Origin of the sequence: Pseudoalteromonas sp. GABNS16E, from assembly GCF_028598715.1 — a bacterium.
GTDB lineage: Bacteria > Pseudomonadota > Gammaproteobacteria > Enterobacterales > Alteromonadaceae > Pseudoalteromonas > Pseudoalteromonas atlantica.
Map to the genome: position 1 here is coordinate 1 of NZ_JAQREZ010000048.1, position 21356 is coordinate 21356.

At 40.5% G+C, this 21356-nt stretch carries 18 protein-coding genes and 1 pseudogene; 11 read left to right on the top strand and 8 right to left on the bottom strand.

The features are described from left to right. The 4 genes and pseudogenes from PSI06_RS16470 to PSI06_RS16485 form a co-directional block, all read left to right on the top strand. Positions 1–94 (top strand): annotated as a pseudogene (locus PSI06_RS16470) (IS5/IS1182 family transposase); the annotation flags it as partial. Between the two features lie 225 nt (positions 95–319). Next, the gene (locus PSI06_RS16475) at positions 320–3067 is read left to right on the top strand and encodes an Ig-like domain-containing protein (protein WP_273604355.1); all 2748 of its coding nucleotides are present in this window, start codon (positions 320–322) and stop codon (positions 3065–3067) included. Between the two features lie 13 nt (positions 3068–3080). Continuing rightward, entirely contained in the window at positions 3081–5759 is a 2679-nt protein-coding gene (locus tag PSI06_RS16480; RefSeq protein WP_273604354.1) for a TonB-dependent receptor plug domain-containing protein, read from the top strand. Further along, positions 5752–6822, top strand: coding sequence for a cytochrome-c peroxidase (locus PSI06_RS16485; protein WP_273604353.1), 1071 nt, complete (start codon positions 5752–5754; stop codon positions 6820–6822). Before PSI06_RS16480 ends, PSI06_RS16485 begins: the two co-directional genes overlap by 8 nt. Before the next feature lie 15 nt (positions 6823–6837). Here PSI06_RS16485 and PSI06_RS16490 read toward each other — a convergent pair whose 3' ends face one another. The 3 genes from PSI06_RS16490 to PSI06_RS16500 form a co-directional block, all read right to left on the bottom strand. Beyond that, a complete protein-coding gene (locus tag PSI06_RS16490; protein WP_273605043.1) occupies positions 6838–7365 on the bottom strand; it encodes an acyloxyacyl hydrolase in 528 nt (175 codons plus the stop codon). 167 nt (positions 7366–7532) lie between these two features. Further along, positions 7533–8048, bottom strand: a complete 516-nt coding sequence (locus tag PSI06_RS16495; protein ID WP_337946895.1) for an MATE family efflux transporter — start codon at positions 8046–8048, stop codon at positions 7533–7535. Next, positions 7985–8761, bottom strand: a complete 777-nt coding sequence (locus PSI06_RS16500) for an MATE family efflux transporter (RefSeq protein WP_337946896.1) — start codon at positions 8759–8761, stop codon at positions 7985–7987. The genes PSI06_RS16495 and PSI06_RS16500 overlap by 64 nt, the downstream gene beginning before the upstream one ends. A 278-nt stretch (positions 8762–9039) precedes the next feature. Between PSI06_RS16500 and PSI06_RS16505 the strand changes: the two genes are divergently transcribed. The 3 genes from PSI06_RS16505 (at position 9040) to PSI06_RS16515 (ending at position 12688) form a co-directional block, all read left to right on the top strand. Beyond that, positions 9040–9936, top strand: a complete 897-nt coding sequence (locus tag PSI06_RS16505) for a LysR family transcriptional regulator (RefSeq protein WP_039972407.1) — start codon at positions 9040–9042, stop codon at positions 9934–9936. Positions 9937–10133: 197 nt separating this feature from the next. Further along, positions 10134–11531: a YHYH protein gene (locus PSI06_RS16510; RefSeq protein WP_407073077.1), complete on the top strand. Its 1398-nt coding sequence runs from the start codon at positions 10134–10136 to the stop codon at positions 11529–11531. 389 nt (positions 11532–11920) lie between these two features. Beyond that, the gene (locus tag PSI06_RS16515) at positions 11921–12688 is read left to right on the top strand and encodes a DUF6515 family protein (RefSeq protein WP_273604351.1); all 768 of its coding nucleotides are present in this window, start codon (positions 11921–11923) and stop codon (positions 12686–12688) included. Positions 12689–12719: 31 nt separating this feature from the next. Here the strand turns inward: PSI06_RS16515 and PSI06_RS16520 are convergent, their stop codons facing one another. After that, positions 12720–13193, bottom strand: coding sequence for a VOC family protein (locus PSI06_RS16520; RefSeq protein ID WP_004588872.1), 474 nt, complete (start codon positions 13191–13193; stop codon positions 12720–12722). Between the two features lie 170 nt (positions 13194–13363). Here PSI06_RS16520 and PSI06_RS21505 point away from each other — a divergent pair, with 170 nt between their 5' ends. Both PSI06_RS21505 and PSI06_RS21510 read left to right on the top strand, forming a co-directional pair. Beyond that, on the top strand, positions 13364–13870 hold the full coding sequence (locus PSI06_RS21505) for a substrate-binding domain-containing protein (RefSeq protein WP_337946898.1): 507 nt from the start codon (positions 13364–13366) through the stop codon (positions 13868–13870). Between the two features lie 165 nt (positions 13871–14035). Then, on the top strand, positions 14036–14311 hold the full coding sequence (locus tag PSI06_RS21510) for a hypothetical protein (RefSeq protein ID WP_337944399.1): 276 nt from the start codon (positions 14036–14038) through the stop codon (positions 14309–14311). Between the two features lie 134 nt (positions 14312–14445). On the opposite strand, the gene PSI06_RS16530 is transcribed toward PSI06_RS21510, so the two are convergent. The 3 genes from PSI06_RS16530 to PSI06_RS16540 all read right to left on the bottom strand — a co-directional run bounded on the left by PSI06_RS16530 (position 14446) and on the right by PSI06_RS16540 (position 18159). Further along, positions 14446–14916: a GFA family protein gene (locus PSI06_RS16530; RefSeq protein ID WP_004588870.1), complete on the bottom strand. Its 471-nt coding sequence runs from the start codon at positions 14914–14916 to the stop codon at positions 14446–14448. Between the two features lie 106 nt (positions 14917–15022). Continuing rightward, positions 15023–17095 (bottom strand): catalase, encoded by a 2073-nt coding sequence (locus PSI06_RS16535; protein WP_273604350.1) that lies wholly within the window; start codon positions 17093–17095, stop codon positions 15023–15025. A 230-nt stretch (positions 17096–17325) separates the two neighbouring features. Next, on the bottom strand, positions 17326–18159 hold the full coding sequence (locus tag PSI06_RS16540; RefSeq protein ID WP_004589490.1) for a mechanosensitive ion channel family protein: 834 nt from the start codon (positions 18157–18159) through the stop codon (positions 17326–17328). 256 nt (positions 18160–18415) lie between these two features. Here PSI06_RS16540 and PSI06_RS16545 point away from each other — a divergent pair, with 256 nt between their 5' ends. Further along, a complete protein-coding gene (locus PSI06_RS16545) occupies positions 18416–19195 on the top strand; it encodes a DUF2189 domain-containing protein (RefSeq protein ID WP_096042273.1) in 780 nt (259 codons plus the stop codon). Positions 19196–19284: 89 nt separating this feature from the next. Here the strand turns inward: PSI06_RS16545 and PSI06_RS16550 are convergent, their stop codons facing one another. Then, positions 19285–20064: a hypothetical protein gene (locus PSI06_RS16550; protein WP_004587572.1), complete on the bottom strand. Its 780-nt coding sequence runs from the start codon at positions 20062–20064 to the stop codon at positions 19285–19287. A gap of 610 nt (positions 20065–20674) precedes the next feature. Here PSI06_RS16550 and dps point away from each other — a divergent pair. Further along, positions 20675–21190 carry a DNA starvation/stationary phase protection protein Dps gene (gene dps, locus PSI06_RS16555; RefSeq protein WP_004587573.1) on the top strand — a complete coding sequence of 172 codons (516 nt, stop codon included), beginning with the start codon at positions 20675–20677 and terminating at the stop codon, positions 21188–21190. Positions 21191–21356 lie beyond the last annotated feature (166 nt).

A 21356-nucleotide genomic window follows, 5' to 3' on the forward strand; every position in this document is an offset into this window, starting at 1 on the left:
GATAGCCACGCGGTATGAAAAGCTTGAACGAAATTATCATTCAATGCTCGCTTTAGCATTTACTATGATGTGGCTACCAATGTGGGCTGATTGATATATGTACTACAAAGATCAACAGCCCCTAATAACCATCCCCCTCTTTACTAATCTCATTTTTACTCACAATAAAGCCCTGTTAATAGCAGGGTTTTGTGTTTTAGCTGCCTTATAAGTACTTTGTGGATACTCACTATTAATATGACAAATACTTTACACACTTTAAAATCTAATTGATATGCATTATCATTCGCAACATCATTAACTTTTAATATTAACAATAATGAACAAGCTAATTAAATTTACCCCAATATTATGCGCGCTTGCGTTGGCTGGTTGTGGCGGGGGCTCTGGTAATGCTGCTCCACAGTTTTCTCAACCTAATTTAAGTTTTACTGTAAACGAAGACACCACTTTTTCAGGCCAAGTAACAGCCACCGACGACGAGGCACTTAGCTACACATTAGCAAACGCGCCAAGTAATGGGACGATAGCGATAGAAGCAAATGGTGAGTTTACGTATACGCCTAACGCCGATTTTTTTGGTAGCGATAGTGCTTCAATTTCAGCTAGCGATGGTTCTCTTAGTTCAAATGTAACGCTAAACTTTACGGTCGAAAATGTTAATGATACGCCGGTATTACAAACAACAAACGTATTTGTTACCTCATCATCAACAACAGAGGGGACTATTAATGTAGTTGATGCCGATGGAGATGAAATAACATTTACGCTGGTAACCTCCCCTGAAAGTGGTGTAATTACAATAAACGAAAGCACGGGCGAGTTTATCTTTGAAGCGCAAACATTAAGTTCAGTTAATGAAGCATTCGTAATAAGCTATACGGATGGCGTAATTGATGAACCAATTACGGCCAGTATTACACTAAGCCCTTCTTATGTAACAAATGAAGACAAACGTAATTTTTACTACAGCTCTAGTAAATCACACTTAAAACAAGCCGATATTGTAAACGAAAGCATTAACGATGAAATTTCACGTTATACCGTATACCAAGTTCAAGCAGCGGCGTATGCACGTGCTGGGTTTTTAGATACAGCCGAAGACTATTTATTACTCATTAACGAGCAAACAGCTCTTGCTGGAGGCCTAAGAGATGTAGGTGTTGCGTTAGATAGCATCAATGAAATAGAGCAAGGTGCACAATATCGCTCACGCGCCTTAGCTGCTTACAACCAATATTTAGCTGAAAAAGGGTTTGAAAACATCAACCGTAACGATGCAGCCTGGTTACTTGGTTTAGTAAATGATTATATGGATGTTGGTCAAACCGATGAAGCAGAAACACTGCTGGAAACTATTAACAGTTATGCAGAGATAGTACGTGAAGAGCAATATTCAACAACATATGGTTACTTTCAAACAGCATTTAAAAATGCAGCCGAAGGTGCATTAGATGTATATGCTGCAAACCCAACTGATGCCAATCAACTCACAGCACAAACTTTTGCTACTGCACTAGTAAATATTTCAAGTAACACAGGTTACCAAATTCAAGGTGGTAGTGGCGAGTATGCGGGTGAAAGAGTAGAGAAACTAAGAGCTCTTTATACTGCATGGGCAGCTGAGGTTTTATTTCGAGCCAACTCGCTTGAACTAGCCCGTGAATACGTAAACCTAGCGCTGTCGTTTTATGGTGTAACGGGCATAGATAGCAACTATGACTTTGCTGCTTCAGAATACTCTGAGGCCAATTTAGGTACTTATACCTATCCACTACAAACTCTAGCCGGATTACTAGAAGGCCTTTATGACCTCGAAGAAAACCCTGCGTTTGCCTTACTTTCATCTGATTTTGATATCAGTGGTGCTAAACAAATTATGTACAGTTTTAGTATAACTAAATGCATTATAGCGGGTTCATCTGTAGCTGATGCAACGGCTGAAGCCTTCACCTATTTTACAGAGGAAAGTGATTATAATGAGTTTTTTAGAAGTCTAACCAAAACATCAAATAACGCGGGAACAGCACAAGTTCTTCATCAGTTTGGCTTTACAGAACAGGCTAAAGACGTATTAACTTATGCTGGTGAGTTTATTTCATCTGACGAGTACATAAGTGCAGAGTCATCTGCTTCTTTCTTAGCGGGTTCTAATGGATGTGGTTTACTGGTTAGTATTAGCGAAGAAATTGGCGCAGATTCTGCTGCTGCCGCAAATCGCTGTTTAACCATGTTAAATAAACTAAATACAGGCACATTACGAACTTTAACTGACACTTCTGCAATTACTGTTCATAACAATGTAATGGTATCACTTGACCGCGGTGGTTTGACTGACGAGATTGCCGCAGTAAATACGCAATTACTAAGTAAAATTAGTGTATTAGATGACATTGAAGATCGGTTTGAGTACAGCTTAGAAACATTAGGTTATTTAGTCGATGCTGGTTTTACTGATTTAGCCTTAACTACATTTAATAGTGCGATAGCTGAAGTAAACGAAAATTTAAGCACGTTAACAAGCGACCAATTGCTGGATATACTTGAAGCCCTTAAAAAAGAAACGGTCTCACTTAGTGCTCCAACAACTGGCTTTTGGGAACGTTACAGCATGCTTTCTAGCATGGGGGCTAATGCCGGCAGTATTACTGACTTTGCCAGCACTTACAGTAGTGTGAAAACACAAACCTCAGCACTTCTCGCTGATATTGAAACGCTTATTTTAGCGCAAGCCGATACTGTCATTATTGAAGCTATGGAAGATTTAGTCGAAGCACATACCTTACTTGACGAATACGAGCAAGCAACAGCGCTTGTCACTAATGATGTGAACGGTGAAGCCGACCAACTTGACCTTTACACCACAATGGCTGAATTAATTGCAAGCAAAGATGACTTTAGAGATAACCGTGTTGCCAGTGTTGATACTGATAACGACGGGCTTCCAAACTTCTTCTTAGCAAATGTAACTGATGAAGATATTGCCGCTTCGGGTTTAACAGCCGATGAAGATGCTGACAACGATGGTATTGCTGATAGCGAAGACAGCACTCCAATTGGCAACTAAATAAGAGAAAACAATGCAGACACGTTATATTTATGCGTGTCTGTTTTTGCTTGCCCATAATTCATATGGTGCGACCGAGCAAAAACAGACCCCTCCCCCACCTGAAGATTGCAGCACACTCACTGATGAAAAAAAAAGTTTATGTGAAGCTATCGAACACATTGAAGTTAAAGGCCAATTTATAGGGATAGAAGTTCCTGAAGTTATTGGTCGTTCGTATTTAGACCGCAGTTTTATTGATGCAACAGCCAAAGGGAATGGCGACATAAATGAGCTAATTGCACTTTTACCAGGCGTACAATTAAGCAATGAGGCATTAAGCATTGAAAGCTTAGCAGAGATAAGTGCGCCAGAAATATCCATCTCAGGTGCCCAGCCTTGGCAAACAGGTTTTTCACTTGATGGTATGAACTACAATAATCGTATTGATCCCGCCAGTAGTAGCCGCTTAACATCATCAAGTAATGACGTGTCAGGCGGTGTGCAAAGCATGAATGTAAACTCTGATGTAGTTGAGTCTATTACTGTTTATGACCATAACATTCCGGCTGAGTTTGGTGGCTTTTCTGGCGGTGTGGTTGATACCAAAACAAAAGAAACGTTTGGCAAAGATAGTTTTAGTTTTACTGTACGCGGGAATCACAGTGATTGGGCTGATTATCATTATATTCAAGCCGACAATGAAACTGAGCAAAGTAGTACAGATGAAGCAGAATTAGAGGCTCCAGTATACGAAAAAATAAGCTATTCATTGAGCGGTAAAAAGCAACTTAATAAACGCCACGGTGTGATGTTTAGTTTAAATTACCTTAACAGTGATATAAGTGACTTATCACTGGGGCAAACAAAAACCCAAAGCCGCCGTAACATTAACGCTATATTTAAATATGGTTATAAGAACGGCTGGGTTGATAATTTTACGATAAGTATGATCTATTCTCCCTACGAGGTGAATGGTTTTATTACTGATGCACTTGATAGTGACTATCAGTTAGAAGGTGGCGCATATGGTAGCGCAATACAATTAAAGCAAGATTTTAAATATGTAACATGGGCAAGTAATTTAAGCTTTAACATAAGTGATAGTAGCCGAGATGGCCCAGCGCATTTTTATAATTGGCTACAAACAAAAGGAAAAGACTGGGGACAATACGCTAACCAAGGCGATGCAGACGAACGCTTTTCACGCCAAGGTGGTTATGGCGCGTTAGATAACCGCCAATTCACCACCAATTGGAAAAATACATTTAATCTAGACACTTTTAAATTTTTAGGGTTAACCCACTCAGTTGTGGCTGGTGCAGAAATTAAATATCAGCAAATAGAACGTGAGCGCTTTCAAGATGGCTATAACTACAGTTCGCCTGTTATATGGTCTAGTGCTAGTACACCACTTAATTGCAGTGGTTATTCACTTGATTGTCAAGCACTCGAAACCCTCATCCCTATAGAAAAATTAGCTGAGCAATTAGGCGGTGAGATTGACTTTAACAACTCGGAACACGTCACCGCATACAGTAATAATATAACTACTACAGCGCAATTTTTTAATGGCCGAACTGTTAGCCCTGCTGAATACATAGATGTAAATTTAAATCGCAACGCACTCTACGTTACCGACCATATTAACTACGGCAAACTGGATGTGAATTTAGGTATGCGCTACAGCTATGATGACTTTTTACAAAACCATGATGTAGCACCGCGAATTTCAATAGGGTACGACGTATTTGATAATAAAAAAACCATTATTAGTGCCGGCCTAAGCCGATATTACGACTCCGCTATTATCAGTTATAAAATTAAAGAACAACAACAGTTTTCTTATCTACAATATAGGCCTATCGAAAGTGGCTACTTACAAAACTGGTTAGATTCAAATTACACTGGCAGCTTTAAATATCGTTTTAATGACGTTGATACCCCTTACGATGATGAATTTGCACTGGGTATCGCTCACGCATTTGAGACAATTGGTAATATTTCTTTAAAATACGTAAAGCGAAAAAAACATCAGCAGTTCTCTCGCACAACCTCAGACGAAACAGATCTTGATGGGTACACTTATATTGATATTAGTAATGAAGGAACGGGAAGTTCAGAACGTATTTCACTAGCATGGAGCGCTCAATTTGGTGCCCATTCTGTATGGGCAAATACATCGTATGCCGAAAACGAAATATCAAATGACAATTATAATGCAACCGTAGATAACACCCCACTCGATGAACTAGTTTACTATGTTAATGCAAAAGATGAAGGTTCACTGGTCACATTGAGTCAACTATCTCAGATACGAACTAATTTTGGAGCACCTATCACAGCAGCCTTAGGCTGGAACGTAGATTGGGTCGATTCATTTAGCACTGGATTAAATATCTCATATTCAGGTAGCTACGATACAGCTGTAAGTACAGGAGGAAGCGAAAGTATAGATATAGAAGATGTCTGTGCTAGCTGTCCAGTTGTTTCCACTCTATTTGATGTTTATCAGGAACAGACTATACGTGCTAGAACAATGCTAAACCTAAGTTTAAAATACAAACATAAACTGACCAGCAACCAAAGCTTAGAGTTACGTGCTGATATTTCTAATTTATTAAATACGAGAACGTATACAGTAGCAGAGGGCGCATCAGGTATTGAGCCTGGTCGAGTATTTTGGTTAGGGCTGAGCTACAAATATGATTAAAGTTATTTTTGTAGCCCTTGCTGTATTCTTATTTACGGCTGATTCTAAAGCTTTAAACAATAAAGACTTACGTGCTTTGTATAGTAAAGGCCAAGCTCATTGGCCTGCTATTCAAACCAGTGACGGAAGAAGCGTTGAGCCCATGTCGCTTTTGCCTGTAGCATCGCCTAAACCGGAGCATGTTGCACTAGGCGATAAGCTTTTTCATGATGTGCAGCTTTCACGTAATAATACCGTTAGCTGCGCCACCTGCCATGAACGCGACAAAGGCTTTCATGATGGCCGTACAACTGCCATAGGCATTGACGAGCAAATAGGCACGCGTAACACCCCCGCAATTTTTGGTATTGATCAATGGCAACATTTTTTTTGGGATGGACGCGCAAGCACCGCTGAGCAGCAAGCACTTATGCCAATAGAAAACCCGATTGAAATGGACTTAGATCCAAAAATAGCCTTAGCCCGAGTAAATAAAGATAAGAGTTACCGTGCATTTAATAAAAGCGCTTTTAATAGCAGCACGTTAACCACTGAGCAAATGGCAAAAGCCTTAGTCGCGTTTGAGCGCACATTAGCAGCGCCAAATACTCGCTTTAAACTTTTTATTTTAAGAGTAAAAAGCAGTCCGAAGAAAGCTGTAATGCAACTATCTGATAATGAACTAAACGGCCTACATTTATTTAGAACTAAAGCTAAATGTATGACATGCCATAATGGCCCCCTACTAAGTGATAACAAATTTCACAACACTGGACTCCATTACTACGGCCGACACTTTGAAGATAAGGGCCGCTTTGATGCCACAAATAACCCTGATCATATAGGACAATTTAGAACTCCTTCATTACTAGGTTTAGCAATAAGTTTTCCATGGATGCATAACGGGTTATTTGAAGATTTAACAGGCATCGTGAGTATGTATAACCATGGCGGGGCTAGACCAAGACCACGAAAAAACCAACTAAACGACCCACACTTCCCTAAAACCACCGACCTGCTTATAAAGCTTAATTTAACCAAGCAAGAAAAAGCAGACCTAGTGGCATTTTTACGCATATTATAAATAGTAAGCTACTCACTAAAGTGCGCGTGAGTAGCTTAGCGATATAAAATCGAGGCCTGGGTTGGGCTTTTTAATACCAGCGTTTGAATAATGAAAATACTTAAGTGACACGCTATGTTGCTCAGCCTCACCAAATTTCATGGCAATGCCTAGGCGGTCTTCAAACTGGTAATGTGTGCTTATGTTTTTTCCCGCAAATTTGGTGTCATCTAATAAGCTTAAACCAATACCAAACTCGGCAAAAACGCGGTTCCCAGCAATACTGCCAATAGGATAAAAAATAACAGGCGAAAGCGATAAGCCTAAATTAGCGTCGTAGCGTTTTGGGCCATCGTATTCAAAAAAGTTGGCATTGGCTTCTAGGTAAATCTCTAGCTCTTCAAAGCCTTCTATTTGGTAATCTAAGGCATATTGATAAGCCACCTTAATCCCTCGCACGTCTCCTTCACCTTGAATATAGCTCATCGAAAAGTAATCTTGTGCAGCCGTTGCAGCGCCTGCGTATAGCGTTATAGCTATTAAAAATAATTTATAAAGTTTCATGTTATTCACCTCAAGCAGCTCTATTTTTATTGCAATTGCTTGACCTAAACACAGCAAATTTAGCTGCACTAGATTAAGCAATGATTCAATGAGGTGCATACTAATTGCATTTAACTATTTTGATAATTGCAATTTAAGTGGAATAACTTTCTTTAATATATTGATAATTAAACAGTGATTGAGCGCACGCTAACGTGTGTTGTTAACCGCTTATATTGCTGCTTAAAAAGCTGCCAACCCACAATACCCGACAAGGTATTACCGCATGCCATACCGATAAATAACCCTGTTAAACCGTAAAAATGCGAGCCTAACCAAAGTAGTGGTAAGTAACACATAAATAGCCGCAATATGGAGATAAATAAGGCCGTGGTCGCAAACCCCAGCGCGTTACATACCGATACCGTGATCATACATACACCCAAAGCCGCATAGCTCAGGGGCACAAATGCAAAGTAATCTGTTAGGTTAGCTACTATTTCACTATTATTGCTAAGCGCATTTGCAAGCGGGTTAGCCACACCTAGCATAATAACCGCTAATAAAATTTGTATGCCAATTACAAAACCGCACGCAAGTTTTACTACGCTTAATATTTGCCTAAGCTCGCCCCGCCCTTTTAAATTTCCAACAATGGGGGCAGCGCCATGGTAAGCGCTAAAATTAAAATAATCGCAATATATTCAATACGGTTTGCAAGCCCCCAAGCTGCTACAGCAAACCCACCATACGCGGCAATCAATGCCGTTACTATCATGGCTGAAATAGGCGGAATAAACTGTGAAAGTAAAGCCGGCGCCATCATTTTTGCAATGGCTTTTATTGCCTGCTCGGTGCGGTTTTTTAAAACATCAAAGGTTACAAGTTCTCGTTTAATAAGCGTGTAAAACACCACTGCTAAGCCTATTGCAAAAGCAACACAGCTTGCCCATGCAGCACCCGCTAAACCCATATCAAAGGTAAACATAAACAATGGATCGAGCGCTATATTTAACACACTGGTTAGCACCATAATTCGCCCAGGCAATAAGGTTTCGTTATGGGCACGGCAAATGCTGTAACCAAAATAAAGAAGCGCTCCAAGCCAGCAGCTTATTAGCCAAGGCAACCAGTAAAGCTCGGTTAAATTAAATAACGAAGGCGTTGCACCCAGCGCTAAAATTATAGGCTGCTGAAAAAGCCACAATGCCAAGCACAATAGCGTTACTATTACGGTGCCAATAAGTACGATTAAACTACCTAAGTAACGTGCGTAGTGAACTTTATTTTCCCCAAGTGCAGTAGAAATGGTCGCAGTTGCCGCAATACCTAAGCCTACTTGTACTCCCACAATTACCTGAAAAATAGCAATACTAAAGGCAACTACAGCGAGCGGCTCAGCGCCTAGCTTAGCAATAAAATACTATCAACCAGCTGGCTTCCCATAATAGAAAACAAGCCAACCAACATAGGCCATGTCTGCTTAAATAAATACTTTAAAAGTAATGATGTATTACGGCTCATAAGGCAGGCTCACTCTAAACTTAAAAATTTAAACGAGAAAAATACCGAAAAAAAGACGCTTATAGTAAGCGCCACAGGAAAAGTCACAATGAATAAGCTGCTAGTATATTTACACAACTAAGTATTGATAATATAGTTGTTTAAATAATCAGTTTATTGAAAAATTTGATAATGAACATTGCCCATTTAAATCTGTTTGTCAGAATCGCAACAACACATAATATTAGCTTAGCTGGCAAGGAGTTAGGTTTGTCGGCTGCGGTTTCTAGTGCCCAAATGAATAAGCTTGAAGAAACACTCGGCGTTAAACTTATTCATCGTACAACCCGAAAAGTATCGCTAACCGAAGAGGGGCAAGCTTTTTTACCCCACGCCGAGGAAGTGCTTGCCAATGTTGAAATGGCGCGCGCCTCGGTAGGTATAGGCAGTGTAACTCCACAAGGAAAATTGCGCATTACCGCCCCTGCTTCGTTCGGGCGTATGCATATTATTCCTGCATTGGCTGGATTTATTGAGCAATACCCCGACCTGACAATTGATTTACGCTTAAGTGATAGCATTATTGATATGGTTGGCGGTGGTTTTGATATAGCAATACGCGACGCCGCATTAAACGACTCAACCCTTATAGCCCGAAAGGTTGCCCGCGATAAACGCTTAATTTGCGCATCGCCTAATTACCTTGCAAAACACGGCACCCCAACAACACCGCAAGATTTAAAAAATCATACCTGTGTTAATTTACATGGTTTAACTACGTGGTCGTTTATTACACCCGAGGGCACACAAAACATTAAAACCAATAACGTATTACAAGCCGATAACGGTGAAGCGGTGCGCGATGCGTGCGTGCAAGGCTTAGGTATTACGCTAATGTCGAGCTGGTGTGCCTATAAAAAACTACAAAGTGGTGAGCTGGTACAAATTTTACAAGACTACCCACTTGCATCCGACACCGCTATTTGGAGTGTTTACCCAAGTTCGCGTTTATTAGCGCCAAAAGTAAGGGCCTTTATAGACTACTTTAGCGGCTACTTTGGTGACGAACCCTACTGGGAAAAAATATAATTATTTAACCGTAAAATATAAAAGCACAAACCTAGGTTTGTGCTTTTTGCGCTTTAAATATATGGAGCTTTATTGGTAAACCTTGGGCAAGTAAAAACAGCAGTTGCTAACTTGTACTTTTATACTTCGTATTTAATCGTGTCAGTTTATTAAATAACTTAATAACAACTCCCAATAATGTTAATTAAAAGCTAGCCATGCATCTCAAACATATCAATAACTCTTTTAAAACTTTCATTTTATTTGCACAATTTATTGCCATACTAAAACCTTCGTATATAAATCGTTTTGGGGTAAGTATGAGAACAATTAAACGAAGTCGTTTAAAAGCGCCTAGCGTTAACACTACAAAAACTAAGCTCGCATTTTGCCTGCTTAGTGCCACGGTACTTTTAACTTCATGTGGCGAGCAGATAAAAAGCGAAAGTACACCAGCCTCCCCAGAAACTAAAAGCGCTAAAAACACGCTTATAAATACCGATGAATTTAATATTAAAGCCATGGTAAAGCTGCCACAAACTGTTGAGTGTACGCTTGAAAACGGCTTACAAACTCAGTGTGCTCAAGTGGTTTTAAAATATCAGCCCGACAACATTGAAGTCGGCCCTTTTTGCCCAGAAACACTCGACGACGTAGGCGGAATTTGGGATTGGGATGGCACCGATGCGGGGCTATATAGGTTAGATAAAGCATTTTTAACCATGCTTAACGAGCAAGGTTTTACCTTTTACGATGAAGACGGCAACGTGCATATTGTTGATAACGCGACCATTCGCCCAACCGTTGATCATGCATGTATTAATGTATCGGTAGATGAAAGCGTAGAAATTACCGCCCTTTTACCACTGCACCCTGTTATGTCTGAGCAATCAACAGCGTTGGGCACTGTATCTAAAATGGGTATAGCGCTTGCGGGTGTGCCTATTTTTTCGGATGCGCCAAGTGTGCAACATACAGGGCATTTACCCGCGCTTGATACCTGCGCAGGTCATATTGATCCGGGCGGTTGGTACCACTACCACGGCACCGCCAGTGATATAGACAGCGTATATAAACACGAACATGTAAACGCCAACTGTAATAATTTAACGCAAAAGCCAAGCGCCCTATTTGGTTATGGCTTTGATGGCTACCCAATTTACGGAAGCCAAGAAATTGATGGTACATCCCCAACCGAGCTTGATAGCTGTAATGGCCACACAGGCCCCGTGGGTGAAAGCGGCATAGTTACTTACCACTACCATGCAAGTAATACATTCCCTAACTTACCTAAGTGCTTAAAAGGCGTGGTTGCACAAAATAATTCTACGACCACAGCACAAGCGGGTGTAGGCGCTAAGCCACCTGAAGGCACTAAAATAACTCGCCATGAACCACCTGATGGCGGTGGCCCAAAAGCGGGTGGCCCTAGCGGCGGCATGTCGCCACTGGGGTTTGCTGAGGCAGCTAACAAACTAGGCGTTAGCGAAAAAGTGCTTATGCAAGCAATGCAAAAAGCCGGCGGCCCTAATGCCGATTTAACGGTTGTAGCAAAGTCACTTAACGTAACACCGGCGCAATTAAAAGCCGCCTTACCAGAAAAACCTAAACGCTAATTAACCTGAACTCTGGTTAAGAGATTTACTAAAATATTGAACCATGATGATATTTAAGTTTATTCTCTATCCAGAGATTTTCAGTAAATTCAACGCGGTTAGCACTGAAAATAGCTGCTCGAGATAGATTTATAATCCAAATTCAGGCTAATTATAAATTACGGCAAGTGTTAAAAGCACTTGCTGTAACAATTAGTTACGCAACTTATAGCCTATAAAAGTTCCTAAAATCGTCAAAAATGTGAGAAAACGTTGGCTTGTGTCAAGAACAGTAAACGTTAGTAAAAAGCTGTAAACACGCCCCTGTTATCGGTTACATGTCAGTTACCATTCAGTTTAAAGCGCTAGTATTGAACCCAGTTATGTAACAACATACACGAGGCACTAGTATGAAACTGACTCAATTACTCCCTGCTCTATTTGCCATAAGTGCAGTATCTGGCGCTGCATATGCAGCACCCAATGAGCGAGAACACGCAAAAAGTTTTAATAATGAGCGCGCAAAACGCATCGAATACAAACGAGATGAGCGCCGCGATGACAAAAAACAGCGTATAGAATATAAAAAAAACGACCGTAAAGAGCGCAAACAAGCCAAACGCGAGCACCGCAAAGAGCAAAAGCGCAAAGTTGCCCATTACAAACAGCAGCAACGCACTCGTAATTATTTTAAACATAATCGCCACAACGTAGTGACCTACCGGCCTGGGCATTATTTTAATCATTTACCGCGCAATAATGCTTCAATCAGATTTAATGGCATTACGTTTACATTTAGTGATGGTATTTACTACAGAAAAGCAAAAAGAGGCTACCACGTAGTTAAGCCACCACGAGGCTTAAGAATACGCTCACTACCAAGGCATTATTCACACTTTAAACGCCATAATACCACTTACTATACCTACCAAAATGTATATTACGTGGCAGATAATAATGGTTATAGAGTAGTTGATGAGCCTAAAATAGTGGTTAATCAGGCTATTAAGGTAGGCAGTGCTAAAAATTATGATTTAGGGCAAACCTACGACACCCTCCCTATTTCGGCAGAGGCTGTCACGATTAACGATCAACAATATTTTAAGTACCAAGATATTTATTTTCTACCGCAAATAAACGGTGACGAAATAAAATATTTAGCGATAAATTTAGGGTAAACAATTTAGCTCAAACGCAGGGCAAGCTGCTTTATGCATCTTGCTCTTTTGACATTAAGTCGGCCATTCGTTGGTTAATTTCTTGCTCACTTAAATCTTCTTTATGGGTGCCTATGGTCCAAATATGCCCGAATGGGTCTTGTAGGGTGCCGGCTCTATCACCATAAAACTGGTCGTGCACTGGGCGTACTTCTGTAGCGCCAAGTTCAATTGCCTTTTTAAATACGCTGTCTACATCTTCTACGTAAAGCATTAAACTTACCGGTGTGCCACCAAGTGCATTGGGGCTTTTAAATGACTCATCTGGGCATGAGTCCGAAATCATAATATGGGAGTCGCCAATTATAATTTCAGCATGGGCTATACCGCCCTCTGGCAGCGGCATTTGCATTACTAACTGCGCATTAAATGCATCACGATAAAAACAAATAGCTTGCTGAGCACCTTCTATAATTAAGTACGGTGTTACCGAACTAAACCCTTTGGGAATTGCTGAAACAGTCATAACGCTCTCCATTATTTTTTATGGGTGTATGTATTTAGCCTATAGGTTAAAAACACTTCTTTCAATGTGTTAACTCATTTAAGTCACTATAATTAAATTAGCCAATTTGTGGTCAATAACTATACTAGCTGTAATATATATCTTACTTTTATTTGCTTAGGACTTTTATAATGTTAGCTAAAATTAGCCTAGCCGCTAAAAAGTATAAAGTTCTGAAGTATTTAGTTTTAAGCTGGTGTGCTTTATTTGCCCACCAAAGCGTGGCTAAAGTTGTGATTGCCATTGTAGGTAAAACAAAAAACGACTCCTTTTATCAGCAAGCCTTTAAAGGCTGTTTGCACTTTAGTAATGAGCACCCTGAAATAGAATGCAAGTACGATGGACCAAAAGACTTTCAAGATATTCGTAGCCAATCTATGGTCATTAATAGGTTAGTTGATCAAGAAATAGATGGGTTAATTGTAGCAACAACCGACTCTCAGCACTTGGTCACTCGTTCATTAATGGCGCTTAAAAGTAAAAACATTCCTGTTATAACGTTTGATTCTGATCTGCTTGAAAAACACCAACAGTACCGCCTAGCCTACGTTGGCAGTAACAACTTCGACTTTGGCGCTGCCCTAGGCGAGCAAGTAAAAAAACTGACCAACAAAGTAAATAATACGCTTTGCATGTAGTCGGGGCACCATACAACCCCTAATTTAAACAAGCGTATTGCTGGGGTTAGGTACGCGCTGTCTGATCAAGCGACAGCGCACCTATCAGGTAAAAACGGCTGGCGCGAACATAGTCGCTGCCCCTTATTTAGTTTAGGTAAGCGCGAAGAGTCACTAAAGCAGTTAATGCATTTATTAAACATGGACAACCCACCCATTTTTTTAGCTGTGGCGGGGTTTGCACAATTTAACCCTCATTACGTAAATGCCTTAGCGCCTTTTAAGCAACGTATTGCCGATAAAGACATTATTATTGTTTCTGCCGATACAGAAGAAATACAGCTCAATGTGTTAAGCAGGGGTCTATCTTCGGCTAACATAGGGCAAAACCCTTTTGAAATGGGCCGCTTGAGCACCAAGCTAATGCACGACTACATTTTATATAATAAAAAGCCTGCGTAATCTCACTACTACACCGACTTTCATTACTGTACACAAAGTAACGCCTCAAAGTGCACTGTTAATCATTAAAGTTTTACCCAGTTACTGGGAGTTATGCCCTTTTAAGTACGATGCAGTGCACTTTAGCCAGCGTATTATTGCTCTAAGTTTAAGCGTTGGTGCCACGCTGCAATGCTTTCATAGGGGTATTCATCAAACTGTTTATCATTCTTTTGGATATGCGGGGTAACCCAATTGGCCTTACTGGCAAGCATTAAATGGGTGTGCTCTGGCGGTACGGGTAATTCGCTGTCTATTGCGCCAGCAAAGGGATGAACTTGCTCAGGCCATCGCGAATCATATAACCACAAGTTACTGCTGCAGTGTTTACAAAAATGGCGCTCAGCGGGGCTGGTTTTATCACCCACTTTGGCATGATAAATAGTAATATGCTCACGCCCTGTAACCTCAAGCGTGCTGTATTGTGCGTTCAAGTTTATAACAAACCCGCCACTGCCGGCCGTTTTACGACAAATAGAGCAGTAACATAAGTTATAAGGATAAGGGTGTTTAGAGCTCACACTAAACGTTACTTTGCCACAGTGGCAAGCGCCTTTAAGCTTCATAATAAATCCAATTAGTTACTGTTTAGAGTTAATACCATAACCAGTTAGCCATAAAAAAACCACACCCTTTACAGGGTGTGGTTTTTATTTGCTAAAGCGTTTTGTTCTAACGCTGCCAAAATCTTAAATTACGCAATGTTTCAATAAACTTATCTGCAGAGTGCATGTTTAAATCTATCCACCCATCGTCGGCTTTACCATCAAGCCCTGCGGCTTCAAATAATGCCATGGCATCTTTTGTGTAGCCTATGTATTTCATGTGCGCGAACGCATCGCTCACAAAGTCTTTCGCCTCAGGGATACCAGCAAGCTTCTTAGCGCCCTCTTGCGTTGCAAGTACCATCACCGCATCGTAAAGCACCGAAGGGCCGCCATTGATTACTTGATCCGCTGCTACATGCTTACCTTTACTGCAACATGCACCACCTACTTGTGCGGCAACAATTTCGTAGTTAGCACCTTCAGCGTCTAAGGCATTTGTAACCGAATTAAAAATATCAGCATCAAAGCCATCGCTCACTAAAATTCCTAACTTACGACCTTTAAAGGTATCTGGCGCATTTTTTAAAATACTTAGCGCATCTGATACAGGTAAATCGTTACGCGTTGGCATAGCAGCTTCAGCCGGCTCTGGCATGTCTTGCAGGCGCAGGCCTTTTGCAACTTCTTGCGCTAATGTGTTGTCTACATTTAATAAGTGCGAAACCACACGCTCACGAATCGGCACATGCTCTACTTTTGAAAGCTCAAATACAAACGCATATTGAATGTGCGCTTGCTCTACTTCTGTTTGGCTTAAGTAAAATTGGCGCGCTTGGCTGTAGTGATCGCTAAATGTTTCTGAGCGATAACGCAGCTTATCTCCACCGCTTACTTCTGGCTCGCTTGAGCTTTTAAAGCCATGCACTGGGCATTCGCGGGGGTTATGCTCATCGCCGCTCCAGGAGTTTGGCTCGTAGTTAGCACGCCCTTTAGGGTTATGCATTGCCATGTGGCCATCTTGTTGAAAATGACGCATTGGGCATTTAGGCGCATTAACCGGAATATGCGTAAAGTTAGGACCGCCTAAGCGTTTGGTTTGAGTATCTAAATACGAAAAGTTACGCCCTTGCAGTAATGGGTCGGGTGTAAAATCAAGCCCAGGTACAATGTTTTGAGTACAAAAAGCGACTTGCTCTGTTTCAGCAAAAAAGTTATCAACTACACGGTCAAGCACCATGCGGCCCACAATTTTTACTGGTACTTGCTCTTCAGGTATAAGCTTGGTGGCATCAAAAACATCAAATTCAAATTCATCAGCAAATTGCTGATCAAACACTTGTACACCTAGCTCCCACTCTGGGAAGTCGCCTTTACCAATAGATTCCCACATGTCTCTGCGATGAAAATCAGGGTCAGCACCATTAAGTTTAAGCGCTTCGTTCCACACTACTGACTGCATACCGGCTTTTGGTTTCCAATGAAACTTAACAAATTTTTCATCGCCATTTGCATTAATAAATTTAAAGGTATGAACACCAAAGCCTTCCATAAAGCGTAAAGAGCGCGGTATGGCTCTATCTGACATGGCCCACATAATCATATGAATTGACTCAGGCGATAAACTTACAAAGTCCCAAAAGTTATCGTGAGCGGTTTGCGCTTGCGGAAAACCACGGTCTGGTTCAGCCTTAGCTGAGTGAATTAAATCAGGAAACTTCATCGCATCCTGAATAAAAAATACAGGTATGTTGTTACCCACTAAATCCCAGTTTCCTTCTTGGGTGTAAAATTTAACAGCAAACCCGCGAACATCACGTGCTAAATCGGGAGACCCTTTATTCCCTGCCACAGTTGAGAACCGTGCAAATACCGGTGTTTTTTCACCTTTGCGCTGAAAAATATCTGCACAGGTTAAATCTTCAAGCGTATCGTAGGTTTCAAAATAACCATGAGCACCGTAGCCTCTGGCATGTACCACACGCTCTGGAATGCGTTCGTGATCAAAGTGAAACAGCTTTTCGCGCATTACATGATCTTCTAATAAACCTGGGCCGCGCTTGCCTGCACGTAATGAGTTTTGATCGTCGCTAACAGGGCACCCTTGCGCGGTGGTCATCGTTGGGTATTCATTAGAAGCCTTTTGATGTAATTCGCCACCATGCCCTTTATTGCCTGAGTATTTAAATGATTCAGCCATGTTTAGTCCTTCATACAATTTGATTTAATGGGTCGATAGTTTTTATGAGCTTTAAAACTAAAAGCGACTATGCAAATGCAAAATAAAGACCAGCCATCCAACCTAGTAAAAAAGGGCTATACAGACAAAAAAGTAGTATTTGAGGTAATTTATAAAAGAAAAAATTACACAGGCGTGTAACTTTTTCAGACAAAAAAAGAGCACTTATAAAGTGCTCTTAGGCTTAAGCCTTAATCTTTATTCTCGTTAACTAAAATAACTTTACGATGTGGGAATGGAATTTCGATATTGTTTTCATCAAGGGCTTTTTTAATCAGCTCTGGCACCGTGTATAAAATTTCGAAGTAGTGCTCGCCTTTACAAAAAGGTCTTACTAAAAAGTCTACCGAGCTGTTGTTTAGTGTTTCTACTTCAACAAAAGGAGCAGGGTCTTTTAGTATGTGTGGATGAGCCTCGAGCACGCTATCAATAACTTTGCGAACAGCGTCGGTGTTTTCATCGTATGCCACACCAAAGTGCATATCTACGCCACGAATAGGGTGATGCGAATGATTAATAATTTGCGCTCCCCAAATTTGGCTATTTGGGATAATAACTTGCTGATTATCGAACGTTTGCAAAATAGTTGTAAACATATCAACCTCGGTCACTTTACCAAAGCGCCCTGCGGCTTCAATAAAGTCGTTTACTTTGTAAGGTCTAAATATAAGTAACATTACACCTGCAGCTAAGTTAGACATAGCACCTTGCAGCGCTAACCCAATAGCTAAACCTGCCGCACCTAATAGCGCAATAATTGAAGCTGTTTGCACACCAAAGCGGTTTAACACGGCAATAAATACAAACGCTAAAATAACATAGCGCGCCATACTGCCTAAAAAGCGAAACAGCGTGTCATCAAAGTGAGTATATTTATGGCATAAACTAATAATCATATTACGCACTTTACCCGCAAGCCATAAGCCTATTAGTAATATAACAATTGCCATTAGAATATTTGTTGCCCACATTACTGCTGCCGGCAAATACTGATTTACATCAATATTATTTATTATCTCGTCCATTTTATTGTTCCTGTTAGACTGGTTGTAAATATAAAATCACATTAAACACTTAATGTTAACTTTTTATTAACCAAATTACGAATTTTTACTTATTCGCTGTATTTGCCTTTCATTTTTATCACCAATAACAGTTACAAAAACAAATCAGTACATAAATTGACCGAAAATATTTTTTATTGCGTATATATTGTTCAATTTGTAAATAAAGCCAATGTGTTCTAAACCTTTAAGAGACACCTTGTTAAGGAGCGTTGTTATGCCAACAACAAATACGATTAATAAACACTCTGAATTTGCCCGCTGCATTGAATGCAATAAGGTAAACACATTTGCGGCTTTTCACTGGCTAGCACTGGCATTTAAAGACATGACCCGTGCGCCCATATTGAGCCTTATTTACGGGGTAATATTTACCATTATTCCTGTTGCTATTGTTTACTGGGCAATGTTTACAGGTACATATTTAGTAATACTGCCTGCAACCGTGGCGTTTGCATTAATAGGCCCAGCCTTTGCGGCAGGCCTTTACGATGTAGCATGGGAGCTTGAAAAAGGCCATAAACCCACACTTAGCCACTCTATAAAGTCGATGTTTAGAAACCCAGTAGGCGAATGGGGCTTTGCAATAATGCTAATGGTTATCATGATTGCTTGGATGCGTTTAGCTGCGCTTGTGCATGCTTTATATCCTAGCCACGCCAATCCCACCTTTGAAGAGTTATCGGCGTTTTTAACGTTAGGCAGCATAATAGGAGGGGTATTACTGGTGACTGTATTTTCGCTTTCTGCTTTTGCTCCACAAATAATGATGGAGCGACGAGTAGATATTATGACCGCTGTAATCAGCTCTATGAACGCTGTAAAAACTAACTTTGCCGCTATGGTGGTATGGTCAATTTGTATATTTGTATTGGTAGCTGTTGGTTTTGCTACCGGCGCCACGGGCTTTATTGTAATTATGCCTTTGCTTAGTTACGCCAGTTGGCATGCTTATATTGCAGTTATTAAAACCAAAAAACCTCGTGGTTATGAGTAACAACCAACCACTTAAAGTTCCAACCACACTGACTAAAAATAGCGCCAAAAGGCGCTATTTTTTTATCAGCCTAGCAAAGCAAGCTTTGCTTAAAATACCCAAATAGCATGTAAAAAGGGCTGGTTTTCTATTTTATTAGTCCCTAACTTGTTGTACCAATAGCGCCACTCTACCCCTACCATTAACTGTTGCGGGTTTAAATTAAAGTTTTGCCCTACATCCCAATGCACAGCGGGTTGAGCAAGCAACCACTCATTAACTTTATTGCCTAGTTCGTCATCACGCCCAGAAATATATTCTACGTGGCCGGTAAAATAAAATGCTTGGCTAGCTAGTGTAAAAGGAGCACCCCATGCAAGGTCTATAAAAATGCTGTTGTCTTGCTTGGCTAGCTGTTCTTTTTCCACGCCGCCGTTGGCATCAATGTAACCTGCAAAAGTAGTTGTTAAAAAATCAAAGCCTGGGGCATCCCAGCTGAGCTTGATGCCTGGGGTGTATTTCATTAACCCCTCTTCACCGGCGTTTATACCAAACACTAAACCTGTGTCTTTTATTGCACCATAACGCACAGAGGTATCAAAGGCTTTTGATAAGCTAAGTGTTGTGTACCACTCGCCATATATACCCGTATCTTGAAAACCATCACTAAGGCTGTCGTTTAAAAAGTCGATAAAAAAGTAATTATCACCTAAGTCATGCTCTGAGGCATGCTCTATGGTGTAGGTGCGTGTAAATGACGACTCCCCGGTAAAGGGATTTAAGGCATCGCCAAAATTTGTGTGAAGCTGTGTGACGCTCCAATTTTCTGCTAGTGCTGAGTGAGACAAAAGCAGTATAGATGTTGTAAACAGTGCTTTTAAAAAATTCATAATTTATTTACATAACCCCAATTAAAATGCGGCGGGAGTATATCAGTGAGCATTCACCAACTAAAGAGATTAAATAAGCACAAAGGCTGATTTTTAAAATCTAAGCAGTAAAGCCCAGTAGCGCGGCTTTAAAAGAGCAGCGTTAGCCCTGTATAAAACACCTGAATTAATCATTACGAAGGTAATAAATAAGCACCTTTATATTTTGTATACCCTTGCTTAGCTTATTTACTGGGTTTTATTTAGAGGTTGTAGCGCATGCAATATTAAGGTGAGCTTTAAAGGCAATTTAATAACGGCATGAATTGTAAGGCTAGGTACTTTAGGTAGCTGTATTACACTGACTATGCCTTATTGAGCATAAACAAATTTCAACTCAATCGATAAACAGCCACAGCTTTTTACTACTGTGCACAATTTACAAAAATAAGTGCATAAAATTCATATTCTACGTCTCTCCCTTTTTAACCCTACGTACCCAAGTAAAAATAAAACATTAAATATCAATAGCTTAAACAAATAAACTTGGTAGGCATAGGCTTTGCTTCATGTATTGCAAGTTAAATGGTAGCAATGGCTACATACAACAAATTACACAACGGGAGACATTATGAGTAACTCACAACACCCAATTGAATTTACAGCCCCAGGTATGGATAACGAATCAGCAAAAAAAACAATTGAAACACTCGATAACCGACTCGTAGCGCTTTTAGACTTACAACTTACTTTAAAGCATATTCACTGGAATGTAGTAGGCCCAAGCTTTATTGGTGTGCATGAAATGTTAGACCCACAAGTCGATGCTATTCGCGAAATGACCGACACCATCGCAGAGCGTATTGCTACATTAGGCGGTACGCCACAAGGTACACCTAAGTCAATTGTAGATCGCCGCACATGGGAAGAATACTCATTAGGTAAAGCTTTTGTAGTAGAGCATTTAGGTGCATTAGACAAAGTATACAGCGGCGTAAACGCCGACCACCGCAAAGCCATTGGTACGCTGTCTGAATTAGACCCAGTATCAGAGGATATGATCACCAGCCAGCTAGGTGACTTAGAACAGTTTCAATGGTTTGTACGTGCACACATTGAATCGTCTGCAGGTAAACTAAATCATTAATTTATTACCCACTTTGCCATACAAGGAATGTTAATAAGAGCTAAAGGACTAGTAAAGATACAAGGATACGTTACATAAGTAGGTACAGGATGAAGTGCAAACTACAAGGACCCGTTGCTTATTACATAAAGGATGTAGTAAATGCACCAAGGATGATTAAAGCTTG